This window comes from Streptomyces sp. NPDC107522, assembly GCF_055657525.1.
In genome coordinates this window covers 91,588-113,149 of record NZ_JBVKAU010000009.1, presented here as the reverse complement: position 1 = coordinate 113,149, position 21,562 = coordinate 91,588, and the positions used below count along the sequence as shown (strand labels likewise).

The 21,562-nt window shown below is 71.5% G+C and carries 16 protein-coding genes and 1 pseudogene; 4 read left to right on the top strand and 13 right to left on the bottom strand.

What is annotated here, in order from left to right:
• The first annotated feature begins 28 nt into the window (after window positions 1-28).
• Both ACZ7L6_RS27345 and ACZ7L6_RS27340 read left to right on the top strand, forming a co-directional pair.
• Window positions 29-1,705 (top strand): ATP-binding protein, encoded by a 1,677-nt coding sequence (locus ACZ7L6_RS27345; RefSeq protein WP_471928289.1) that lies wholly within the window; start codon window positions 29-31, stop codon window positions 1,703-1,705.
• Window positions 1,702-2,382, top strand: a complete 681-nt coding sequence (locus ACZ7L6_RS27340) for a response regulator (protein ID WP_471928287.1) — start codon at window positions 1,702-1,704, stop codon at window positions 2,380-2,382. The genes ACZ7L6_RS27345 and ACZ7L6_RS27340 overlap by 4 nt, the downstream gene beginning before the upstream one ends.
• A gap of 233 nt (window positions 2,383-2,615) precedes the next feature.
• Here the strand turns inward: ACZ7L6_RS27340 and ACZ7L6_RS27335 are convergent, their stop codons facing one another.
• The 3 genes from ACZ7L6_RS27335 to ACZ7L6_RS27325 all read right to left on the bottom strand — a co-directional run bounded on the left by ACZ7L6_RS27335 (window position 2,616) and on the right by ACZ7L6_RS27325 (window position 7,033).
• The gene (locus tag ACZ7L6_RS27335; protein WP_471928285.1) at window positions 2,616-4,208 is read right to left on the bottom strand and encodes a solute symporter family protein; all 1,593 of its coding nucleotides are present in this window, start codon (window positions 4,206-4,208) and stop codon (window positions 2,616-2,618) included.
• Window positions 4,205-4,627 carry a DUF485 domain-containing protein gene (locus ACZ7L6_RS27330; RefSeq protein WP_471928283.1) on the bottom strand — a complete coding sequence of 141 codons (423 nt, stop codon included), beginning with the start codon at window positions 4,625-4,627 and terminating at the stop codon, window positions 4,205-4,207. Before ACZ7L6_RS27330 ends, ACZ7L6_RS27335 begins: the two co-directional genes overlap by 4 nt.
• 282 nt (window positions 4,628-4,909) lie before the next feature.
• The gene (locus tag ACZ7L6_RS27325; protein WP_471928281.1) at window positions 4,910-7,033 is read right to left on the bottom strand and encodes a DNA gyrase/topoisomerase IV subunit B; all 2,124 of its coding nucleotides are present in this window, start codon (window positions 7,031-7,033) and stop codon (window positions 4,910-4,912) included.
• 445 nt (window positions 7,034-7,478) lie between these two features.
• Between ACZ7L6_RS27325 and ACZ7L6_RS27320 the strand changes: the two genes are divergently transcribed.
• Window positions 7,479-7,709, top strand: a complete 231-nt coding sequence (locus tag ACZ7L6_RS27320; RefSeq protein WP_380865525.1) for a DUF7455 domain-containing protein — start codon at window positions 7,479-7,481, stop codon at window positions 7,707-7,709.
• A 115-nt stretch (window positions 7,710-7,824) separates the two neighbouring features.
• Here the strand turns inward: ACZ7L6_RS27320 and ACZ7L6_RS27315 are convergent, their stop codons facing one another.
• The 10 genes and pseudogenes from ACZ7L6_RS27315 to ACZ7L6_RS27270 all read right to left on the bottom strand — a co-directional run.
• The gene (locus ACZ7L6_RS27315; RefSeq protein WP_471928279.1) at window positions 7,825-8,661 is read right to left on the bottom strand and encodes a serine protease; all 837 of its coding nucleotides are present in this window, start codon (window positions 8,659-8,661) and stop codon (window positions 7,825-7,827) included.
• Window positions 8,662-8,794: 133 nt separating this feature from the next.
• Entirely contained in the window at window positions 8,795-10,324 is a 1,530-nt protein-coding gene (locus tag ACZ7L6_RS27310) for an RNA polymerase sigma factor (RefSeq protein WP_471928277.1), read from the bottom strand.
• Between the two features lie 430 nt (window positions 10,325-10,754).
• Window positions 10,755-11,642 (bottom strand): FadR/GntR family transcriptional regulator, encoded by an 888-nt coding sequence (locus tag ACZ7L6_RS27305; RefSeq protein ID WP_471928275.1) that lies wholly within the window; start codon window positions 11,640-11,642, stop codon window positions 10,755-10,757.
• A 163-nt stretch (window positions 11,643-11,805) separates the two neighbouring features.
• Window positions 11,806-13,848 carry an ABC transporter ATP-binding protein gene (locus tag ACZ7L6_RS27300; protein ID WP_471928273.1) on the bottom strand — a complete coding sequence of 681 codons (2,043 nt, stop codon included), beginning with the start codon at window positions 13,846-13,848 and terminating at the stop codon, window positions 11,806-11,808.
• Window positions 13,849-14,023: 175 nt separating this feature from the next.
• Window positions 14,024-14,782, bottom strand: a complete 759-nt coding sequence (locus tag ACZ7L6_RS27295) for an NUDIX hydrolase (protein WP_403343722.1) — start codon at window positions 14,780-14,782, stop codon at window positions 14,024-14,026.
• A 131-nt stretch (window positions 14,783-14,913) separates the two neighbouring features.
• Window positions 14,914-16,833 (bottom strand): glycogen debranching N-terminal domain-containing protein, encoded by a 1,920-nt coding sequence (locus ACZ7L6_RS27290; protein WP_471928271.1) that lies wholly within the window; start codon window positions 16,831-16,833, stop codon window positions 14,914-14,916.
• A 658-nt stretch (window positions 16,834-17,491) separates the two neighbouring features.
• A complete protein-coding gene (locus ACZ7L6_RS27285; protein ID WP_471928269.1) occupies window positions 17,492-19,168 on the bottom strand; it encodes a DUF4192 domain-containing protein in 1,677 nt (558 codons plus the stop codon).
• Between the two features lie 435 nt (window positions 19,169-19,603).
• Entirely contained in the window at window positions 19,604-20,491 is an 888-nt protein-coding gene (gene mca / locus ACZ7L6_RS27280; protein ID WP_471928267.1) for a mycothiol conjugate amidase Mca, read from the bottom strand.
• A 96-nt stretch (window positions 20,492-20,587) separates the two neighbouring features.
• Complete coding sequence (locus tag ACZ7L6_RS27275; protein ID WP_471928600.1) at window positions 20,588-20,740, bottom strand: hypothetical protein; 153 nt, start codon at window positions 20,738-20,740, stop codon at window positions 20,588-20,590.
• Window positions 20,741-20,852: 112 nt separating this feature from the next.
• Window positions 20,853-21,125 (bottom strand): annotated as a pseudogene (locus ACZ7L6_RS27270) (MFS transporter); the annotation flags it as partial.
• Between the two features lie 112 nt (window positions 21,126-21,237).
• On the opposite strand from ACZ7L6_RS27270, the gene ACZ7L6_RS27265 reads away from it, so the two are divergent.
• Window positions 21,238-21,558 carry a hypothetical protein gene (locus ACZ7L6_RS27265; RefSeq protein WP_471928265.1) on the top strand — a complete coding sequence of 107 codons (321 nt, stop codon included), beginning with the start codon at window positions 21,238-21,240 and terminating at the stop codon, window positions 21,556-21,558.
• Window positions 21,559-21,562: the final 4 nt, after the last annotated feature.

Sequence of the window (21,562 nt, the reverse complement as noted above, 5' to 3'; positions counted from 1 at the left end):
TGCCGCACGCCCACGTACCGTCGTGGGTATGAGCCCCACTCCCCCCGCACGTCGCCTGCGCCTCGGTCTGCCCCGGCGGATGTTCGCACAGGTGCTGCTGATGCAGGTGGCGATCGCCGCGGGGGTCGCGGTGCTCGCGACCGGTCTGTTCCTCGCTCCGCTCAGCGACCAGCTGGACGACCAGGCGATGCGCCGCGCACTGTCGATCGCCCAGACCACCGCGGTCCAGCCGCAGATCGCCGAGGACCTGGTGAGCACACCCGCGACGGCAGGCGGCCCGGTCCAGCGGGAGGCGGAGCGGATCCGTAAGGCCACGAAAGCCGAGTACATCGTCGTGATGGACCGGCGCGGAGTGCGCTGGTCCCATCCCACCCCGAGCGAGATCGGCAGGATCGTCTCGACCGACCCGGGCCAGGCCCTCGCCGGCCACGAGGTCATGCAGATCGACAACGGCACCCTGGGCCGCACCGCCCGCGGCAAGGTCCCGCTGCGCGACAGCGACGGCCGGATCGTCGGGGCGGTCTCGGTCGGTATCGCCTACGACAGCGTGCGAGCCCGGCTGCTGCACGCGATCCCCGGGCTGTTCGCCTACGCGGGCGGCGCCCTGGCGGTCGGCGCGCTGGCGGCCTGGCTCATTTCGCGCCGGGTCCAGCGGCAGACCCGCGACCTGGCCTTCTCCGACATCTCGGCGCTGCTCGCGGAACGCGAGGCGATGCTGCACGGCATCCGGGAGGGCGTCGTCGCCCTGGACCGCGGCGGCCGTGTCCGCCTCCTCAACGACGAGGCGCAACGCCTGCTGGGCATCGGGGACGAGGCCGTCGGCCGCTCCCTCGACGAGGCGCTCGGCGAGGGCCGTACGACCGATGTGCTGGCCGGCCGGGTGACGGGAACCGATCTGCTCACGGTCCGCGGCCAGCGCGTCCTGGTCGCCAACCGCATGCCCACCGACGACGGCGGCGCCGTCGCCACCCTGCGCGACCGCACCGAGCTGGAGCAGCTCGGCCGGGAACTCGACTCGACGCGCGGCCTGATCGACGCCCTGCGCGCCCAGGACCACGAGCACGCCAACCGCATGCACACGCTCTTGGGGCTGCTCGAACTGGAGATGTACGACGACGCCGTGGAGTTCGTCGGCGAGGTGGTCGGCGACCACCGGGCCACGGCCGAGCAGGTCGCCGAGAAGATCCAGGACCCGCTGCTCGCCGCCCTGCTGGTCGGCAAGGCGACGGTGGCGGCCGAGCGCGGCGTCGCACTGCGCCTCTCGGACCGGACGGGGCTCCCGGACCGGCTGATCGACCCCAGAGGGCTCGTCACGATCGTCGGCAACCTGGTGGACAACGCACTCGACGCCGTCGCGGGCACAGTGCACGCGCGCGTGGAGGTCGAATTGCGGGCCGAGGGGCGTACCGCGACCCTCAGGGTGCGCGACACCGGGCCGGGCATCCACGAGGAGCACCGTGAGTCGATCTTCACCGAAGGGTGGTCCACCAAGAAGCGCCCGGCCCACCGCGAGCGCGGCATCGGGCTCTCCCTCGTGCGCAGGCTCGCCGAACGGCAGGGCGGCAGCGCGACGGTGGGCGAGGCGGCCGGCGGAGGCGCGGAGTTCACCGTCGTACTGCCCGAGGCGCTGGCCGAGCCGGACCTGGAACCGGCCCTCACCGTGCCGTCCGATCCGCAGACCGTCGCCGAGGAGGAGTCGCGATGATCGAGGTTCTGGTCGTGGACGACGACACGCGCGTGGCGCGGGTCAACGCCGCCTACGTCGAGAAGGTGCCGGGCTTCCACGTGGCGGGCGAGGCGCACAGCGCGGCCGAGGCGCTGCGCCAGGTGGAGGAGCTGCCGCAGCTGGACCTGGTCCTCATGGATCACTATCTGCCCGACGAGACGGGACTGTCGGTCGTCCAGGAGATGCGGCGGCGCGGCCTCCAGACCGACGTGATCATGGTGACGGCGGCCCGGGACGTGTCCACGGTGCAGGCGGCGATGCGGCACGGCGCGCTCCAGTACCTGGTGAAGCCCTTCGCCTTCGCGGGCCTGCGCGCCAAGCTGGAGGCCTACGCCGAGCTGCGCCGCACCCTCGACGGCGGCGGCGAGGCGGAACAGGCCGAGGTGGACCGCATCTTCGGCGCCCTGTCCGCGTCGTCGGAGCCCGACCTGCCCAAGGGCCACTCCCCCACCACGGCGGAACTCGTGCGCCAGTCCCTGATGAACGCCGAAGGCCCGCTGTCGGCCCAGGAGATCGCCGAGCGGACCGGGGTGAGCCGCCAGACGGCCCAGCGCTATCTCAAGCTCCTGGAACGCACGGGACGGGCCCGCCTCACCCTCAAGTACGGCGACGCGGGTCGCCCGGAACACCGTTATGTGTGGGCGACCCGCGCCTGAGGCACGGCCCGTGGGGGCGGGGGAAGGGACCGTGCCCACCCCTTGTACGGATTCCGGCCGCACAAATATCAGCCGACGGCTCGGCGCCGTGCGCGGGTCACCTCCACGCGGCCCTTCCAGGGTCGCTTCAGCCCTGCACACCGAGGTCGGTGCCGGGGTCCGCTTCAGCCATCGGTGACAGGGATGTCGTACGACGACGAAGGCGCCGCCGCCCTGACCCGCCCCCCGCCCGCCTAGACGGCCCCCGCCCCGGTCAACGACCGCACCTCGGTCTCCGCGTGCTTGGCCTGGTCGGGGACCTCCGCCGAGGTGACCGTGCCGAGCCAGCCCGCGACGAAGCCCAGCGGGATCGAGACGAGGCCGGGGTTCTGCAGGGGGAAGTACTGGAAGTCGACGCCGGGGAACAGCGATTCGGGGCTGCCCGACACCACCGGCGACAGCACCACGAGCACCACGGCCGGGACCAGACCGCCGTACACGGCCCATACGGCACCGCGCGTGGTGAAGTCCCGCCAGAACAGGGAGTACAGCAGCACCGGCAGATTGGCGGACGCGGCGACGGCGAAGGCGAGGCCCACCAGGAAGGCGACGTTGAGATCGCGGGCCAGCAGTCCGAGGGCGATCGCGACCGCGCCGATGCCGACCGCGGCGACACGCGCCACGGCCACCTCGCTGCGTGGCTTCGCGTGCCGGCGCCGCAGCGAGGCGTACAGGTCGTGGGCCACGGAGGCCGAGGAGGACAGGGTGATTCCGGCAACCACCGCGAGGATCGTCGCGAAGGCGATGGCGGCGACGACGGCGAAGAGAACCGTTCCTCCGGTGGAATCCGCGCCGCCGCCCAGATCGAGGGCGAGCAGCGGAACCGCCGTGTTCCCGGCCGCGTTCGACCCGCGCACGGCCTCGGGACCGACGATCGCGGCCGCGCCGAAGCCCAGGACGATGGTCATCAGATAGAAGCCGCCGATGAGCCCGATCGCCCACACCACGGAGCGCCGGGCCGCGCGGGCGGTGGGCACGGTGAAGAAGCGGGACAGGATGTGCGGCAGCCCGGCGGTGCCCAGCACCAGCGCGAGGCCCAGGCTGATGAAGTCGAGCCGGGCCGTCCAGTCCCCGCCGTACTTCAGACCGGGCGCCAGGAAGGCGTCACCGTGACCACTGCGCTCGGCCGCCGTGAGCAGCAGCCGGTCGAAGTCGCCGTGGAAGCGCAGCAGGACGAGCACGGTCAACGCGACAGTGCCACCGAGCAGCAGGACGGACTTGACGATCTGGATCCAGGTGGTGGCCCGCATCCCTCCCAACGACACATAGATCACCATGAGCGCGCCGACGCAGATGACGGTCCAGGCCTGCGCCGCCTCGCCCTTGCCTCCCAGCAGCAGCGCGACCAGGGTGCCCGCGCCCACCATCTGCGCCACCAGATACAGAACGGACACGGTGACCGAGGAAGTTCCCGTGGCGATCCGCACAGGACGCTCCCTCATCCGCGCGGCGACCACGTCGGCGAGTGTGAACCGGCCGCAGTTGCGCACCAGTTCGGCGACCAGGAACAGCACCACCAGCCAGGCGACGAGGAAGCCCACCGAGTACAGCAGCCCGTCGTAGCCGAAGAGGGCGATGAGTCCGGAGATGCCGAGGAAGGAGGCGGCCGACATGTAGTCACCGGCGATGGCAAAACCATTCTCCATGGGCGAGAAGAGCCGGCCGCCCGCGTAGAACTCCTCGGCCGAACCACGCCGGTTGCGGCTCACCCATGTCGTGATCGCCAGGGTGATCGCGACGAACACGCTGAACAGCAGTAGCGCCAGAGTCTGGTGATCGTCCGTCACGAGGCACCACCCCCTGTGACGCGCGTCAACTCCTGTGTGGCCCAGCGCAGTTCGAGCGCCGCCCGATCCCGGCGCAACCGCGCGTGGCGGGCGTAGGCCCAGGTGAGCAGGAAGGTGGTGAGGAACTGTCCGAGCCCCGCCACCATCGCGACGTTCACCGCGCCCGCCACGGGCCTGGCCATCAGCCCCGGCGCGGCCGTGGCAGTCACGACGTATGCCACGTACCAGGAGAGGAAGAGGACGACCGCCGGCACGACGAACCTCCGGTAACGACGGCGCACTTCCTGGAAGGCCGCACTGCGCTGCACCTCGAGGTACACGTCGGCCGCGACTGTCGGGGCCGTGTCAGGAGCGTCCGTACCGTCCGACTCCCCCCATCCCGAGGCGAGGGCGTCGTACCAGGGATCGTCGTACCGCATACTTCTGGCGTCGCGGGAACGACCGTCGCTTGAGTACATGCCCAAGCATGGACAGAACGGAAAGATCTACGACTCTGCTTCTCCGCGCGCTTCACACCATCAGGTGATTCACCCACGGAAGCCGCATATTGCGACGCACCCGCAGCCGCCGATGACGCTCAGCCCCCACGGGGGCCACCCGCACCCGACGACGAAAGCCGCACGGGCGGTGCGGGTGGGAACCCCGGAACAGGCCGAAGGCGAAGCCGAGGCCGAATTCCCGGCCCAAGCCCAGCGCAGCGGCTACGCGTCGATCCGCGACCGGTCCAACGTAGCCGCCGAGCTGGAGATGAACTCCTTGCGCGGCGCCACGTCGTTGCCCATCAGCAGATCGAAGACCCGCTCGGCGGCCTCCAGATCGGTGAGGCTGATCCGGCGCAGCGTGCGGTGGCGCGGGTCCATCGTCGTCTCGGCCAGCTGGTCGGCGTCCATCTCACCGAGACCCTTGTACCGCTGGATGGAGTCCTTGTACCGGATGCCCTTGCTCTCGAACTCCATGAGCTTGTCGCGCAGCTCACGGTCCGAGTACGTGTACACGTACTTGTCCTGCCCCTTCTTGGGCTGGACGAGCTCGATCCGGTGCAGCGGAGGCACCGCGGCGAAGACCCGGCCCGCCTCGATCATCGGCCGCATGTAGCGCTGGAACAGCGTCAGCAGCAGGGTGCGGATGTGGGAGCCGTCCACATCGGCGTCGGTCATCATGATGATCTTGCCGTAGCGCGCCGCGTCGATGTCGAAGGTCCGGCCGGAACCCGCCCCTATGACCTGGATGATCGCTCCGCACTCGGCGTTCTTGAGCATGTCGGTCACAGACGACTTCTGGACGTTGAGGATCTTGCCGCGGATCGGCAGCAGCGCCTGGAACTCGGAGTTCCGGGCGAGCTTGGCGGTGCCGAGCGCGGAGTCTCCCTCGACGATGAACAGCTCGCTGCGGTCGACGTCGTCGCTGCGGCAGTCGGCGAGCTTGGCGGGCAGCGACGAGGACTCCAGCGCCGTCTTCCGGCGCTGCGCGTCCTTGTGCTGGCGGGCCGCGATACGCGTACGGGCGGCCGCGACGGCCTTCTCGAGGACCACGCGTGCCTGCGCGGCGGCGTCCCGCTTGGTGGACGTCAGGAACGCCTTGAGCTCCTTGGCGATCACGGTGTTCACGATGCGGCGGGCCGCCGAGGTGCCGAGGACCTCCTTGGTCTGGCCCTCGAACTGCGGCTCGGCGAGGCGCACGGTGACGACCGCGGTGAGGCCTTCCAGGGCGTCGTCCTTGACGATGTCGTCCTCGGCGACACGCAGCAGCTTCTTGACGCGCAGCACCTCGTTGAGCGTGCTGGTCACGGCCGTCTCGAAGCCGGCGACGTGGGTACCGCCCTTGGGGGTGGCGATGATGTTCACGAACGACTTCAGGGTCGTGTCGTATCCCGTGCCCCAGCGCATGGCGACGTCGACGTCGAGCTCTCGGGTGACCTGGGTGGGGGTCATCTGACCGTGCTCGTCCAGGACCGGGACGGTCTCCCTGAAGGTGCCCTGCCCGGAGAAGCGCAGGACGTCGCAGACCGGCTTGTCGGTGGCGAGGTACTCGCAGAACTCGCTGATGCCGCCGTCGAAGCGGAAGGACTCCTCGCCCTTGCTGCCGCCCTCGCCGAGGCCGAACTCGTCGCGCACGACGATGGTCAGGCCGGGCACCAGGAACGCCGTCTGGCGGGCGCGCTGGTGCAGCGTCTCGAGGGCGAGCTTGGCGTCCTTGAGGAAGATCTGGCGGTCGGCCCAGTAGCGCACGCGCGTGCCGGTCCGGGTCTTGGGGATCTTCTTGGCCTTGCGCAGGCCGCTCTTGGCGTCGAACTTGGCGTTCGGGCCGTCGGCGGCGAAGGCGCCGGGGACGCCGCGCCGGAAGCTGATGGCGTGCGTGTGGCCGGCCCGGTCCACCTCGACGTCCAGCCGCGCGGACAGGGCGTTCACCACGGAGGCGCCCACGCCGTGCAGACCACCGGAAGCGGCGTACGAGCCGCCGCCGAACTTGCCGCCGGCGTGCAGCTTGGTCATGACGACCTCGACGCCGGACAGACCGGTCTTGGGCTCGACGTCGACCGGGATGCCCCGGCCGTTGTCCCGGACCTCCACGGAACCGTCGTCGTGGAGGATCACCTCGATGTGGTCGCAGTAACCACCGAGGGCTTCGTCGACGGAGTTGTCGATGATCTCCCACAGGCAGTGCATCAGACCGCGGCTGTCGGTCGAGCCGATGTACATGCCCGGGCGCTTGCGCACGGCCTCGAGGCCCTCGAGGACGAGGAGGTGCCGCGCGGTGTAGTTGGAACCGTCCCGGTCTGCTCCTGCCAGCAGCGCTGTGGACGGCACGGACGTCTCGGCGGTCACGCGGTTCGCTCCTCGCTGAATTTCAGGTGGCGCCCTAGTGGGTAAGGGCGCGGCTTCGGTCGCCGTCAAGAGGGTACCCAGGCCTGGTAGAGCCGTTGTAACGCCACCCTCGTGCGAAACACAGACTAGTCCAGGCTCGCATGCTTGTTCGATCCCTCGATGGGGTGAAGTACATATCACGTTCCCTTCCAGGCATGAACCATTTAGGCTCCGGGCACGTCCTCATGAACAAACCGGCAACCCGGCCGGGAGGATCCGACCTTGACCGACAGCGCGAAACCGTAAGCAAGACAGAGACGCGATACGGCACATTCGCCGCCAAGCCGGCAGCAGCCAGCCCCCTCGGAAAAATTTCACTGAGGGAGAAGCCACGAGCGGGAACGTTTTGGGGCTGGTTGGATGTTGACCCTGGTACGACAGCTCGTCGAGCTAGAGAAGAGGCGACGTGACTACTGTTCTGACCCCCGCGAGCCCGCTGACGGCCGCTGACCGCTGCGACCGCTGCGGCGCACAGGCGTACGTGCGCGTCGTCCTGCTCAGCGGCGGAGAGCTGCTCTTCTGCGCCCACCACGGTCGCAAGTTCGAGCCGGAACTCAAGAAGATCGCCGCTGAGATACAGGACGAGACGGAGCGGCTGACGTCCGTTCCCGCATCGGCGTCCGACGAAGAGCGCTGACACCTCGCATCACGACGAGCCAGCTCCGGCACAGGCCGGTTGACGGGCGGCCGCCCCTGAGAGCAGGGGCGGCCGCCCGCGCTCATACCGCGCGAGCTCAGGCCCTGTCAGCCCCTCACGTCCGCGCGCTCCACCGCAGAGCCCGCAAGACCTCGGACACCCGCGTGTAGACGCCGGGACTGCCCGCGCGACCGCAGCCGGTGCCCCAGGAGACGAGCCCGATCAGCTTCCCCTGAGCGACCAGCGGCCCTCCGCTGTCCCCCTGACAGGCGTCCCGGCCTCCCTGCACCTCCCCGGCGCAGACCATGCTGTCGGCCAGATACCTGCCGTCCCCGCCGCCCGGATACGCCTTCCGGCACAGGGCGTCGGGCAGGACATGCACGCGCGCTGCCCGCAGACCGCGCGCGTAGTCGCCCGCGCCGGTGATGTCCCCCCACCCGTAGACCAGGGCCGACGTCCCCGGCAGATAGGCGGGATGGCCGGCGCCTGCCATCCCGATCACCGAGCTCGCCGGAAGGGGCTGAGCGAGGGTGAGGACGGCGAAGTCACCCGCATTGGTGGCGCTGTCGTAGGCCGGGTTCACCCACGTCTGGCGGACGCGGATCTCCTGTCCCCGGTTCGACAGCAGGTCCGTACGGCCGGTGATGACACTGAAATCGCGCAGCTGGTCCGGGGCGACCCCGAGGACCTCCTCGCTCACGCAGTGGGCCGCGGTGAGCACGGTGGACCGGCCGACCACCACACCGACGCAGAACTGACCGGCCCGCGTACCTCCGAACCGGTCACGACTGGACAGCGCCACGGTCCACGGACTCTCGGACACATCGACCGGGAACCCGCCGACGACGACACTGTCGGCGGCCGCAGGAGCAGGGGACGCCAACGGTATGGCTGCCGCCGCGGCGGCAAGGGCCAGCGGCCCGGTCAGCGCCCGGGTCAAGAGACGACGCATGCGCGCTCCTCACTCACTGGTGGTCGTGGAACACCCAGAGTGATTCAGCACACGTCACCCCGCACCCGCTCGACAGCCGGAAGGCCCGGCCCCCACTCGGGGGACCGGGCCTTCCGCGTCGTACGGATGTCGACTAGTCGAGGTAGTCGCGCAGCACCTGGGAGCGCGACGGGTGGCGCAGCTTCGACATCGTCTTGGACTCGATCTGGCGGATGCGCTCACGCGTCACGCCGTACACCTTGCCGATCTCGTCGAGGGTCTTCGGCTGACCGTCGGTGAGACCGAAACGCATCGAGACGACGCCCGCCTCGCGCTCGGACAGGGTGTCCAGGACGGAGTGCAGCTGCTCCTGCAGGAGCGTGAAGCTGACCGCGTCGGCCGGGACGACTGCCTCGGAGTCCTCGATGAGGTCACCGAACTCGCTGTCGCCGTCCTCGCCCAGCGGGGTGTGCAGCGAGATGGGCTCGCGGCCGTACTTCTGGACCTCGATGACCTTCTCGGGGGTCATGTCGAGTTCCTTGGCCAGCTCCTCCGGGGTGGGCTCGCGGCCCAGGTCCTGGAGCATCTGGCGCTGCACGCGCGCGAGCTTGTTGATGACCTCGACCATGTGCACCGGGATACGGATGGTGCGGGCCTGGTCGGCCATCGCGCGGGTGATCGCCTGACGGATCCACCAGGTGGCGTACGTGGAGAACTTGTAGCCCTTGGTGTAGTCGAACTTCTCGACCGCGCGGATCAGACCGAGGTTGCCCTCCTGGATGAGGTCCAGGAAGAGCATGCCGCGGCCGGTGTAGCGCTTGGCGAGGGAGACCACCAGACGAAGGTTGGCCTCCAGGAGGTGGTTCTTGGCGCGGCGGCCGTCCTCGGCGATGATCTCCAGCTCGCGCTTGAGCTTGGGGGCGAGCTTGTCGGCGTTGGCCAGCTTGTCCTCGGCGAACAGGCCCGCCTCGATGCGCTTGGCGAGCTCGACCTCCTGCTCGGCGTTGAGCAGGGGGACCTTGCCGATCTGCTTGAGGTAGTCCTTGACCGGGTCGGCGGTGGCGCCGGCCGCGGCGACCTGCTGCGCGGGCGCGTCGTCCTCGTCCTCGTCGGAGAGCACGAAGCCGGCGTTCTCGGTGCCCTCGGGCTCCTCGCCGGGCTTGGCGTCCTCGAGGACCTCGTCCTCGATCAGCTCGACGTCGTCCTTCTTGGCGGTGGTCTTCTTGGCCGCCGTCTTCTTGGCGACGGTCTTCTTCGCGGCCGCCTTCTTGGCGGTCGTCTTCTTGGCAGCGGCCTTCTTCGCGGGGGCCTCGACCTCGACGGCCGGGTCGACGGCGGGCGCCGCCGGGGTGGCGGTGGCGGTGGCCTTCTTGGTGGTCACCGTCTTCGCCGCGACCGTCTTGGTGGCGGTGCGCTTGGCCGGACTCTTCGCTGCGACGCTCTTTCGGGTGCGCTTGGGCTCCGCGGCACTGACCATCAGCGTCACACCCTCTTCCTCGAGGATCTGGTTGAGGCTGCGCAGTACGTTCTTCCACTGAGTGGCCGGAATCTGGTCAGCTTCGAAGGCCCGACGCACATCGTCGCCGGCGATCTGCCCCTCAGCCTTTCCCCGCTCAATCAGAGCCATGACAGAGACGGACTCGGCGATCTCCGGCGGGAGCGTACGGGATGTGCTGGCCGACACGAACAACCTCTCGGAACGTTGGAAAACGGCTTCCGGCCCCGTCCACGGCGGACAGGAGCCGACCACCGGCCTGGGGATGGGCCGACGGTGCGGGCGGGGGCCGGGAAGATGCACAGCGCCTTGAACGGCGTCCGTATTCCCTCCTCGGCTGTCACCTCTTAGGTCATCGCGTTGGTCCCCCGAGTGTTACGCCCAATCTGCGTGGCCCGAGTCACATCCCGTAACCGACCAAAAACGGTCAGACATGGACAGAAGGGGTCGACCGCGGCTTGCCCTCTGCACTGTACGGCGATTCCGCTGCCTCGTCGCACCGTCGGACCCGCAGGATCGGAGTGGATCCTGCGGGCCCGACGGGAGAGGGTGCGCGGACCGGGCGATGCCCCAGGAGGGGGGAGGCGTCGTCCTCAGCCGCGCGACCCGGGTGCGTGGGTCAGTGCTCGCGGGGTGCGGGCACCACGCGCTCGACCTCGGGATGGACGGTGAGCAGTTGACGCATGGCCGCCTCGGCGCCGGCGCCGTCGCCGGTGGCGAGGGCGTCGACGATCCTGCTGTGGTGGGCCAGCGACGTCTCGTTCGGCCGGTCACAGCCGGTCACCGGGCCGCCGGAGACCTGGAGGGCGGCCGAGACGATCCCCGAGAGGTGCTCCAGCATGCGGTTGCCCGCAACCTGGATGAGCAGGTTGTGGAACTCGGTGTCGGCGCGGGAGAACGTGAGGACGTCGCCCTGCCCCATGGCGTGGCTCATGATCTCGACCATGTCGGCGAGCCGCTGCTGGACGTCGTCGCGCCCGTGCCCGGCCGCGAGGCGGGCGGCGAGGGGCTCGATCGTCCAGCGCAGCTCGCTCAGCTCCCGGCGCTGGTCGTCGCGCTGCGGCCCGAAGGCCCGCCACTCGATGATGTCCGGGTCGAGGAGGTTCCAGTCGCTGACGGGGCGCACGCGCGTGCCGACGTTCGGGCGGGCGCTGACCAGGCCCTTGGCCTCCAGGACGCGGAGCGACTCCCGGACGACGGTGCGGGAGACCTCGAATCGCTGGCCGATCTCCTCGGGCACGAGCGGACGGTCGGCCCCCAGGTCGCCGGAGACGATCATCTGGCCGAGCTGCTGGACGAGTTGGCCGTGCAGCCCGCGGCCGCGGCTGCCCGCGGCGCGCCGGCCGACACGGCCCAGGTCCGGGTCCGCGCCCTCCCAGGCGGGGGATCCGACGCGGTCGGCGACGGGGGCCTCGGCGTAGGGGTAGCGGTCGAGATCGCCCGGGCCGGCGAGGCCGGAGTCTGCGGAGCGGGCGGCGGTCATCATGGTGTGCGCAAGGGTACTCACGGATCCTTTGTCGGCGTCGTCCCCAACTCCCTTGAGGTCTTTGGTGAAAAGCACACGAAAGGGTGATCGCTCACCCCGTCGCAATTGACGCCTTATCGGAAAGAAATGGGCTTTCCCCGGGGAGTTGTGCGCACGACGGGGCCGGGAAGAGCACGGACGGTCGTCATCGGACCCTGCTGCGCATGGTCGTGAGCAGATAGGCGGCGAGCAGCGCGGCCAGCGACAACGTCAGTGCGCCGCCGACGGGTTGGGCGACCACGCGCGCGACGGCGGCCAGATAGCGCTCTCCGCCGAACGGCCACTGCGACAGGAGCACCTCCCGCAGCCGCAGCGGAAAACCGGCCGCCGTCCGCACCGAGGGCCCTTCCATGACCTTCCGCACGAGCGGTACGAGGAGGACGGGTACGGCGACCACCGCCGCGAGTCCGGCCGTGGTCGACCGGAAGAGTCCCGCGGCGAGTACGCCGGCCCAGGCACAGCCGATCACGAGCCCGATCCAACTCGCGCTCAGCCAGAGCCAGTCGGCGGGAACTTCCGCTAGCTCCCGTCCGTAGACGAGATAGAGCACTTCGATGTCGCAGCCGACGGTGAGGACGGCCAGCGCCAGGGCGGTGGCGGAGGCGACGAGGAGTTTCGCGGCCAGCAGCCCCAGCCGGCGGGGCACGGTGCCGCGATCCGCGGCCAGGGCGGGGTGGCGGAACTCGTCGCCGAACGCGATCGCACCGAGCAGCCCTGCCCCGAGCGCCGCGGGCGGCAGCGGGAGCTCCCGCGGCCACGCGACCAGCAGACGGTGGTGCGGGGTGTGCCCGATGCGGGCGAGCAGTACGGCGGTGAGGGCGGACACCACGAGCACCGCGGCGGCCGTGAGGAACCCGGTGCCGACTCCGGCGGCGCGACGGAGTTCGTAGCGGAGGGGGCGCAGGGGGCTGGGGGCGGGGCGGACGGAGATGGGGGGTGGGAGATCGGGAAGGACCTCGACGGAGGAGGCAGGCGAGCGCGGCCCGGCGGCCGGCGAGGAGGGCCCCTCGCTCTCGGTGGACCCGTCACCCTCGATGGGCCCGTTCCCCTCGGGGGGTGCGTCGGCCGGTCGGGGCTCACTCGTGCGCGCCTGTGGCGTGTACGGTTTCCCGCGCGGCGTCGGCGGCGCGTCCGGCAGCGCCGCGAGATCGTGGGCCGTGTCCGCCCCTTTGCCCGGCGCGGGCACGAGCGCCGGAGACGCCGTGGTCTCACGCTCGCGATCACGAGTTGCGATCGCTTCAGCGACCGGCGTCGGCCGCGCCTCGCCGATCTGCGACTCCGTCACGAGGTGCGATACGCCGGTCTCGGCGCCCGGCCCCATGTCCCCGATCTCGTCGGCGAGTTGGTGTACGAGGATGCCGTGACGGTAGGCGGTCTCGCCGACAGCGGCGCATGTACTGCCGTATACGGAGAGGCGGTTGCCGCCCTCGCGCACTACCTCGACGGAGCGCTGTGCGGTGCGCGCCTCCTTGGTGAGCAGAGCGGCCAGGCGGGAGGCGTGGGGGCTGCGGACGGCGACGCGGGGGCGCAGCCGGGTGCGGGAGAAGTCGGCGGCCTCCTGGTCGGCGACGACTCTGCCCCGCTCCAGGGTGACGACCCGGTCGGCCGTTCGTGCGGCCTCCTTGGGGTCGGCCGTGGTCAGCAGGACCGTGCCACCCTGGGCCGCGTGTGCGCGCAGCATGTCGTACAGCCAACGGCTCTCGCGGGTCGAGAGCCCGTCCGCCGGATCGTCGAGCACGAGGGTGTGCGGGTCGGCCAGTAGCGCGCAGGCCAGGCCGAGGCGGCGGTCCATGCCGCGCGAGAGCGTGCCCAGGCGTTCGTCGCGCAGGCTGACGAGGCCGACCACCTCCAGGACTTCGTCGGCGCGCCGTGCCGGGACGCCCGCTGCGGCGCAGAGCATGCGCAGATGGCCGCGGACGGTGCGGGCCGGGTGCCCGGGGACCTCCCCCAGAAGCACGCCGACCTCGCGCGACGGATGAGCGATGCGGTGCAGGGGGCGGCCTCTGAAGTAGGTGATTCCACGGCCGCGTTGGAGTTCGAGCATGAGTCTGAGCGCCGTCGTCTTGCCCGCTCCCGACGCCCCGAGCAGCGCGGTGACACGGCCCGCGCACGCCTCGAAGGTGACGTCGTCGACTGCGGGAGGAAGCTGCTTGCGAGGGTCGCTGGTCAGTCCGATGGCCTGGATCACCCTCAGCAAGATAGCGCGTTATGTCCGTTTTTCCGGGCAGCGCAAGGCCTTCTGCCTGTGCGGCAGTCGGCCGGACCGGATCCCTGTTCGCTTGTGCTCGCCCTGGGTTCCTGTCATCCCGAGCCCGGATCGACCTCATGCCGGCCGAGTCAGGCGTCCCGTACCGGCTCTCGCGTCAGACCTCGGGACGCAGCATCGGAGGGTTGAGCAGCGTGGCTCCGCCGGCCCGGAAGAGCTGGGCGGGGCGTCCGCCCTGGCGGGTGGTGGTGCCGCCGGTGGGCACGAGGAAGCCCGGCGTGCCCGTCACCTTGCGGTGGAAGTTGCGGGGGTCCAGCGCCACGCCCCACACCGCCTCGTAGACACGGCGCAGCTCGCCCACGGTGAACTCGGTGGGGCAGAACGCCGTGGCCAGCGACGAGTACTCGATCTTGGAGCGGGCGCGCTCGACACCGTCGGCCAGAATCTGCGCGTGGTCGAAGGCGAGCGGCGCCACCGGCTCGCCGTCACGGCCGTACCCGCCCTGCTGCAGCAGTTCGTCGACCGGCGCCCAGCGGGCGTTGCTGGCGTCGCCGCCCGCGCGGGGGGCGGGCAGGTCGGGGGCCAGCGCGAGGTGGGCGACGCTGACGACGCGCATCCGGGGGTCCCGCTTGGGGTCGCCGTATGTCGCGAGCTGCTCCAGGTGGGCGCCGTTGTCCTGCGCGGGGACGGACGGGTCGTGCGCGCGCAGCCCGGTCTCCTCGGCCAACTCGCGCGCGGCGGCCTGCGCCAGGTCCTCGTCCGCCCGTACGAACCCGCCGGGCAGCGCCCAGCGCCCCTGGAACGGCGGCTCGCCCCTGCGCACCGCCAGCGCGCACAGGGCATGGCGGCGCACGGTCAGCACGACCAGGTCCACGGTGACGGCAAAGGGCGGAAAGGCTGACGGGTCGTAGGGCATGCGGCGATCATAGTCGTCTGCTTGACGATAAACACTCCCTTCGCCGACCTGGTCGACGGCTGATCCAATTCGGACCGGAATCAGCCGCACCGTGCTCCCCCGCAGGTCGTGCCGTGTGACGTCGCACGAGGTCACGCTCGCAGTTGGAGCCCGTCGGCCGCCTCCTCGACCATGGCGAGGCCCAGCCTGCCGACCCGTAGGGAGAAGGGGGCGCCGGCGACGCGCAGGCCCGTCAGGACGATCTCGCCCAGCGGCGCGCTGCGCATGGGGCGCAACGTGACCGTCCCCCCGGGGGCGTCCGGGCGGATGCCCGCGAGCGTGGTCAGCAGGAGCACCCCGGCAGCCGCTGACGTGGCCGCGGGACGGCAGGCCGCGGGGTGCGGGAGAGGAGCGCTGCCGTCGGTGCGCTGCTCCCCCGCGTACATCTCGGGCAGCCGGTGGCCGAACGCCTCTGCCGCGGCCAGTACGCCCCGCAGCAGCGAACTCGCCTCCTTCTCGTAGTCGGCCGCGGCCAGGCCCGCGACGGCCAGCGCGGTCGCGTGGACCCGCACGGCACCGCTGCGGTGACCGAACGGGTTGTGTCCCGCCTCCTTCGTGCCCAGTCCGCGAAGGCCCCAGCCCGAGTCCATGGCCGGAGCGCCGAGCAGCCGGGCGAGCTGTACGATCTGCACCTTGTCGAGCAGGCCGGGGGCCTGTTCTCCGCCGCCGAGCAGGCCGGTGTCGAGGAGATGGACGGCGGGGGCGCCGAGATGCGGCACGAGGCGTCCGTCCGGGGTCCGGGCGGCGGCGGGTCGGCCGCCGCCCACGTCGTCGATCCAGAGGTCCGCGCGGAACGCCGTCCGCAGCGTCCCGGCCCACTGCCGCAGCTCTGTCCCGCCAGGTCTGCCGCAGGCGTCGAGGAGATCGGCGCCGAGCAGTGCCGCTCGATGGGCGTGGGCCTGGGTCTCGCAGCGGACGGGACCGCCGGGGTGCGGGTCGCGCAGGTACGTGCCGTCACCCGCGGTGGCCCGCAGCCAGGTCAGGCACCGCTGTGCCGCCGGGAGGAGCTCCTCGGTCTCCGGCTCGGCCAGCCCCCAGCGTCGGGCCTCCGCGAGCAGCACGGGGAAGAGGAGCGTGGCCTTCGTACCGGTGCAGCTCGGCGGCAGATACGTGCCCGCGTCCCGTATCGGCCCGGGGATCATGCCGAACTGCGCGCCCTGGCAGAGGAGTTGGGTACGGGCGAGCGTGCGAAGCGTGCCTGCGGCGAGCCGGGTGCCCAGGGGCAGGGTCATGCGGGCCGCGGCAAGGGCGTCGGCCGGGGCCAGTCCGCAGCGCCAGGGCACACCGGCTGCCAGGTGCGTGTCGGACGGGTGGTCGGGGTCGCGCAGCAGAAGGGCCTGGAGGTCCTCGATGCTCGTCCGCAGCAGGGCCTCCACCCTGGGGTCGTCGCCGGCCGCCCGCGCCGGGGCGAGCGGGCTGGTCGCCGCCCGGCCCACGGCCCGCACGGGGCCCGCTCGGTCCGGACGCACCCGCAGCTCGATGCTCGCACTGCCGCCTGCGGGCAGCGCCAACTCCCAGCGCAGCAGCCCAGCGGAGGCCAGCGCGTCGGCGGGCGGCGGGTCGGCCGTCACTGCCGAGTTCCCCCTGGCGGACGACCAGCGCAGGCCGGAGTCGTGGACGCTGGCGGGCAGTTCCGGACCCGCGTTGCCGCACGCGATCGCACCGAGATCGGCCAGGTCGGTACCCAGGGCGACCTCGACCGGCACGCGTAGCGGGCGGGCGGCCGCACTGTGCAGCGTGATGCGCTCGGTGCCGTCCGCGTGACGGGTCCGCTCGACGACGACGTCCGGGTCGGGGCTCGCCTGCGGGGAGGCGCGCAGCGTACCCACGAAGCGGGCACAGTCGGCCCCGGTCATGCGGGCCTGGACCGCCAGCGGTTCGCGTCCGGCCACCCGGAGCCGGCAACGCGAGAGCAGGCGCCGACCCGCGCGGTAGAACCCCTCGAGTCCCCGGCCGTTCAGCTGCCCCTGGTCCGTCGAGATGGCGAGGCCCGGGAGGGCGACGCAGATCATGACGTCATGGGTGGGAGGCAGGTCGCCCGACCGACGCGCGGTCGGCGGCTGAGCCGGCGAGGGGACGCCTTGAGGCGGGGAGGAACGCCCCGCGCCGCCGTTCTCACCTGGCAGCGGCCGCCGGACCAGAGGTGGGCTCTCGTACGCCGGTCGGGCAGAGGGTGGCCCCAGGGCCCGCCCGGCAAGCTGCCTTTGGGACGGCACCGGCCCGGCAGCGGTGGAGCGACTGTCCGTGGCCGCGGAGGTCGAAGTCGGCTGGGGCATGGGGCGGCTCCTCTGCGCTCTGTGCGCCTCGTGTGTGTGCAGCGCCGACTGGGGATCCCGAGTGACAGGGGCGGTGCAGTGATGCGGCTGGTCCGGGCGTTCCGCCACTCAGGTGAACGGGGAGCGATCCCTCCAGGTCACGCCCGTTACGGGTGACTCGGCCAAAGGGCCATCCCGTCTCCTGAGTCACCGGCGGACAACAGCCGCAGCTTCACGGCAACCGCTACCTTTGCCGCATCCGCCGCCTCCAACGCATCCGCTGCCTCCACCGCCTCGAGTGCCTCCCCAGCATCCGCGCCCTCTCCCGCACCGGCCATGTCCACCGCACCGTCACGATGCCGCCCTCACCCGCCGTCCCCTCGACGCCCCGGAGAAGGGCCTGCTCCTCAGCCGCTCACGCGTCCTCCTCACCACCGCCCCTTCCAGGACGCGCGCCGTCCGGGCGGGGCCGAATCTTCGCGTCGGCACCCTTCTTCGAGGCACGCAGAGCCGGGCTCTTCGAGGTGCGTGCAGCCCTGCCGGCCGGCCGCGGGGCATCGGGATGCGTCCCCGCCTGCGCACGCGGGCGGGAGGCGCCCGTCTTCCGCTCCCGCCCGGCGGTCCTCGCGGAGCGATGGAGGCTCCCGGCCGAATCCGCCGTAGGCCGAGACCGGTGACGCTCACCCGCCTCAGACGTCGACTGCGACTCCGCCACCTCGCACCTCACCACGTCGGGCTCAACGACCTCGCACCTCACTACCTCTCGCTCAACCACCTCGCACCCCTCCACCTCCGGCTCAACCACCTCGCGCTCCTCCACCTCGCGCTCAGCCACCTCACCCCGTACCGGTCCTCCCACGTCCCCCTGCTTGTCGTCCCGCACCGCGCCCGTCCGCTCGCGGGCCATGCGTTCCGCACGCAGGCAGCGGCGGATCGACTCGGGGTCCAGCCCCTCGTTGCAGGCCTGGTGGAGCAGGCGGGCGAAGAGGTATTCGTGGTCGGCGCCGAGTGCCATGGCGAGGGCTTCCCGGGCCTCCAGATCGTCGCCGGTGGACCAGGCGACCCAGCCGGCGAGGGTGAGCGGCGCCGCGGCGTGCTCGCCGTAGGGTCCGACACAGCGGCGGGCCAGCGCTCGCCAGAGCCGGAGGGCGGGACCGGCCTCGCCGCCCTCCATCCACTCGGCCGCGCGGTCGCGGGTCGCGCGGTCCTGCAGGCCCAGAATGAGCCTCGCGGCTTCGTCGTGTCCGAGGAGTTCGTCGTCGCGGAGATCCCCGGTGAGCGTCCCGGACACGGGCGGGGCCGCGGCGAACCGGCTCATGAGCCGCTCGGCCAGGTGCAGCGTCTCCTCCGCCACACCCGCGCGAGTCGCGTCGTCGAGGATCCTGGGGACCAGTGCCATGCCGACGGTGTCCAGGGCGATCTCCTGCTGCAACGCTGCGGCGGTCTCCCAGGGCAGCAGCCTGGCCCGCAACTCGCGCAGTGTGCCGCGCACCTGCACTCCGGCATACGTGGCCGCGGCCGCCAGCACCGATGTCCCGGGCAGCCCCATCGGCCGGCCCTCGGGCGGGCAGCACTCCTCCTTGTCGCAGCAGTACGACCAGAACCGGCCGTCCGAGATGCAAAGGGCTTCGATCACCGGTACGTCCAGGCTGCCGCACGCGAGGCGCGTCTTCTGGGCCAGTGGCCGCAGCCGTTCCATGACCTGTCGGCCCGTCTCGCCCTGTGCCGGTTCCTGGCAGAGGAAGGCGACCATCTGCTCCGGCCGGGCTCCCCTGCGCTCGCCGCCCCTCACCAGTCCTTGGGCCAGCTGCCCGGCCGCGGAGTCCCAGTCGTCCGCACTGGCGGGAATGCCGAGCCGCGCCCGCCCGCCGAACCGGCCGCGGCCGTCCCGGTCGTGCAGGGCGACGAGCACGATGCTGTCCTCGGGGCGGTATCCGAGGAGATACGGCAGGGCGTCGGCGAGTTCGGCCGGGGTGCGCAGGGTGACCTGGTTCTCGGGCAGGTGCCCGTCGTACGCCGTGCCGAGGTGCCGCTCGCTGCCCGAGATGTCGTTGCCTTCGGGAGATCCCGTCGCTTCGCTGTGGTTCGTCATGCGCAGACGATCTCGCGGATGCCGAGGCTCCGCTTTGCCCTGTGGATAAGTCGGACCAGGGACACGACAAGACAGGAGCTCCGTCAGCCGTCGCGGCGGGCTGCCCCGCGTCGTGGGCGCGCACAGCGACGTACCTCGTCGAGCATGGCGGCCTGCCCCAGGCAGTCGCCGTCGGGCGGAGCACCCTGCCGCACCGCGACCGCGAAGGCGGTGACGGTATGGGCCACCTGGTCGTCCGGCGCGAGCCGCAGCTCCTCGATACCGGACGCGCTCCACCCGTCCGAAGGGTGCCTCGGCGTCGACCGTGAGCTCGAAGCCGAACCAGCCCGGATCGCTGCAGGGGGTCACCTTCGGCAGCGCGATGTGCGGCGGCCCGTCCAGTGCGGCCTGGCCTCGCTGCGGCCGGTCGGGTCCGCCTGGAGCCCGGGTCGACGGTCAGTGCGCGTCGGAGGACACCCCCGCGAAGAGGTCGTCCTCCGGCACCGAGGAAGGCACGTGCGAGGCGACCAGGTGGTAGTCCTCCGTCGGCCAGGCCTCGGCCTCCAGGTCCAGTGGACAGGACAGTTCGGGGCCGTCCGGGTCGACCTGCGTCTCATGGGCGAGCAGCGCCGCACGGCGGACGGGGAAGTACTCGGCGCACTCGATCCGGGTGGTCGCCTCCCAGGTCGGCCAGGCGTCGGGCCAGTTGTCCAGTACGGCGCGGGCCGGCGACTCGAGTCCGGCCCCGGTCATGGCGGCGTCGATCGCCTCGAAGTACTCCTTGTTGAACGCGCAGGTGTAGTACAGCTTCCGTGGCTGCCACGGCTCGCCCGTGCCGGGATAGCGGGCGGGGTCGCCGGCGGCCGCGAAGGCCTCCACCGCCACCTGGTTGGTCTTGATGTGGTCGGGGTGGGGGTAGCCGCCGTTCTCGTCGTAGGTGACGAGGACGTGCGGCCGGAAGGCGCGCACGGCCTCCACCAGCGGGCGGGCGGCGGTCTCCAAGGGCTGCAGGGCGAAACACCCCTCCGGGAGATCCTCACCGTCCTTGGGCAGACCCGAGTCGGTGAACCCGAGGAACCGCTGGTCCACGCCGAGGATTTCGCGGGCGCGGGCCATCTCGCGGCGGCGTCGCTCGGGGAGTTCGGCCCACACCTCGGGCCGGTCGAGGCGGGGGTTGAGCACGTCGCCTCGCTCGCCGCCGGTCATGGTGCACACCAGGACGCCGGCGCCCTCACGGGCGTACTTGACGAGTGTGGCGGCGCCCTTGCTCGACTCGTCGTCCGGGTGGGCGTGAACGGTCATCAGACGCAGTCCCGCGCGGGTCGTTCGAACAGTGGTGGTCATTGCTTCTCCTGTCGTGCGAAGTGCCGTGCCGGGGCGCCGCGTTCGGGAGGTTTCTTAGCGGTACGACCGTCCCACGGAGCCGGTGGGCACCGGCTCTCAGCCCTTGCCCGGAGCGTGCCGGGGATACAGCGCCGCCGGGACGAGCGTGAGGGTGCTGAGGGCAAGGGCCCACAAGAAGGTCTGGGCGTAGGCGTCGGCCACGCCCTGCGTTCCCTCCGCGGCGCCGACCAGGGCCGTCTGCAGGATCACGGCGAGCACGGCGGTGCCCAGGGAGCCGCCGACGCGGTTTAGTGCGGGCGCTGGTGGCGGCCGGGATCTGACCGCGCGTCACGAAGGTGTACGTTGCCGCGACGTTCGGCGGGATGATCGCGCCGAGCCCGACTCCCCTGACGAACAGCGCGACGGCGAGGACGGCGATGCCGGGTCCGGTCCCGGTGAGGACGAAGGGCACGGTTCCGGCGACGGTGAGCAGGATGCCGGTGACGGCCACGGCGCGCGGCGCGTAGGTGTCGGTGACCCGGCCCGCGTACGGGGTGATCACGGCGGTGCCGAGCGCCTGCGGGGCCGGCATCAGCGCCGCCTCCAGCACGCTCATGCCGCGCACCTGCACGAAGTACAGCGGCAGGAGCAGCATCGAACTGTAGAGGGCGGCGCCGAGCAGGAACGTGTTGACGGCGGCGAGGGGTGAAGCCGCGTCCGGCGAAGAGGCGGAGGTCGACCAGCGGAGTGTTACGGGTGCGCAGCGCGTGGACGACGTAGCCGGCGAGCAGGGCGACGCCCGCCACGAGCAGTGCGCCGTCCAGCGGCTCGAATCCGCCTCCGCCCACCTGTGCGAGGGCGTAGACGAACAGGGCGAGCCCCGGCGGGAGCAGGGACAGGCCGAGGCCGTCGGGCCGCAGACCGCCGACACGTTCGTCGTCGCGGGGCACGATGCGGGCGGCGAGGACGAGCGTGATCAGGCCGACGGGCACGTTGACGTAGAACAGCCAGCGCCATTCGGCACTGTGCACGATCACGCCGCCGATGACCGGTCCGAGGACGGGGTGCCAGGGCGACCGGTGCGGTGATGAC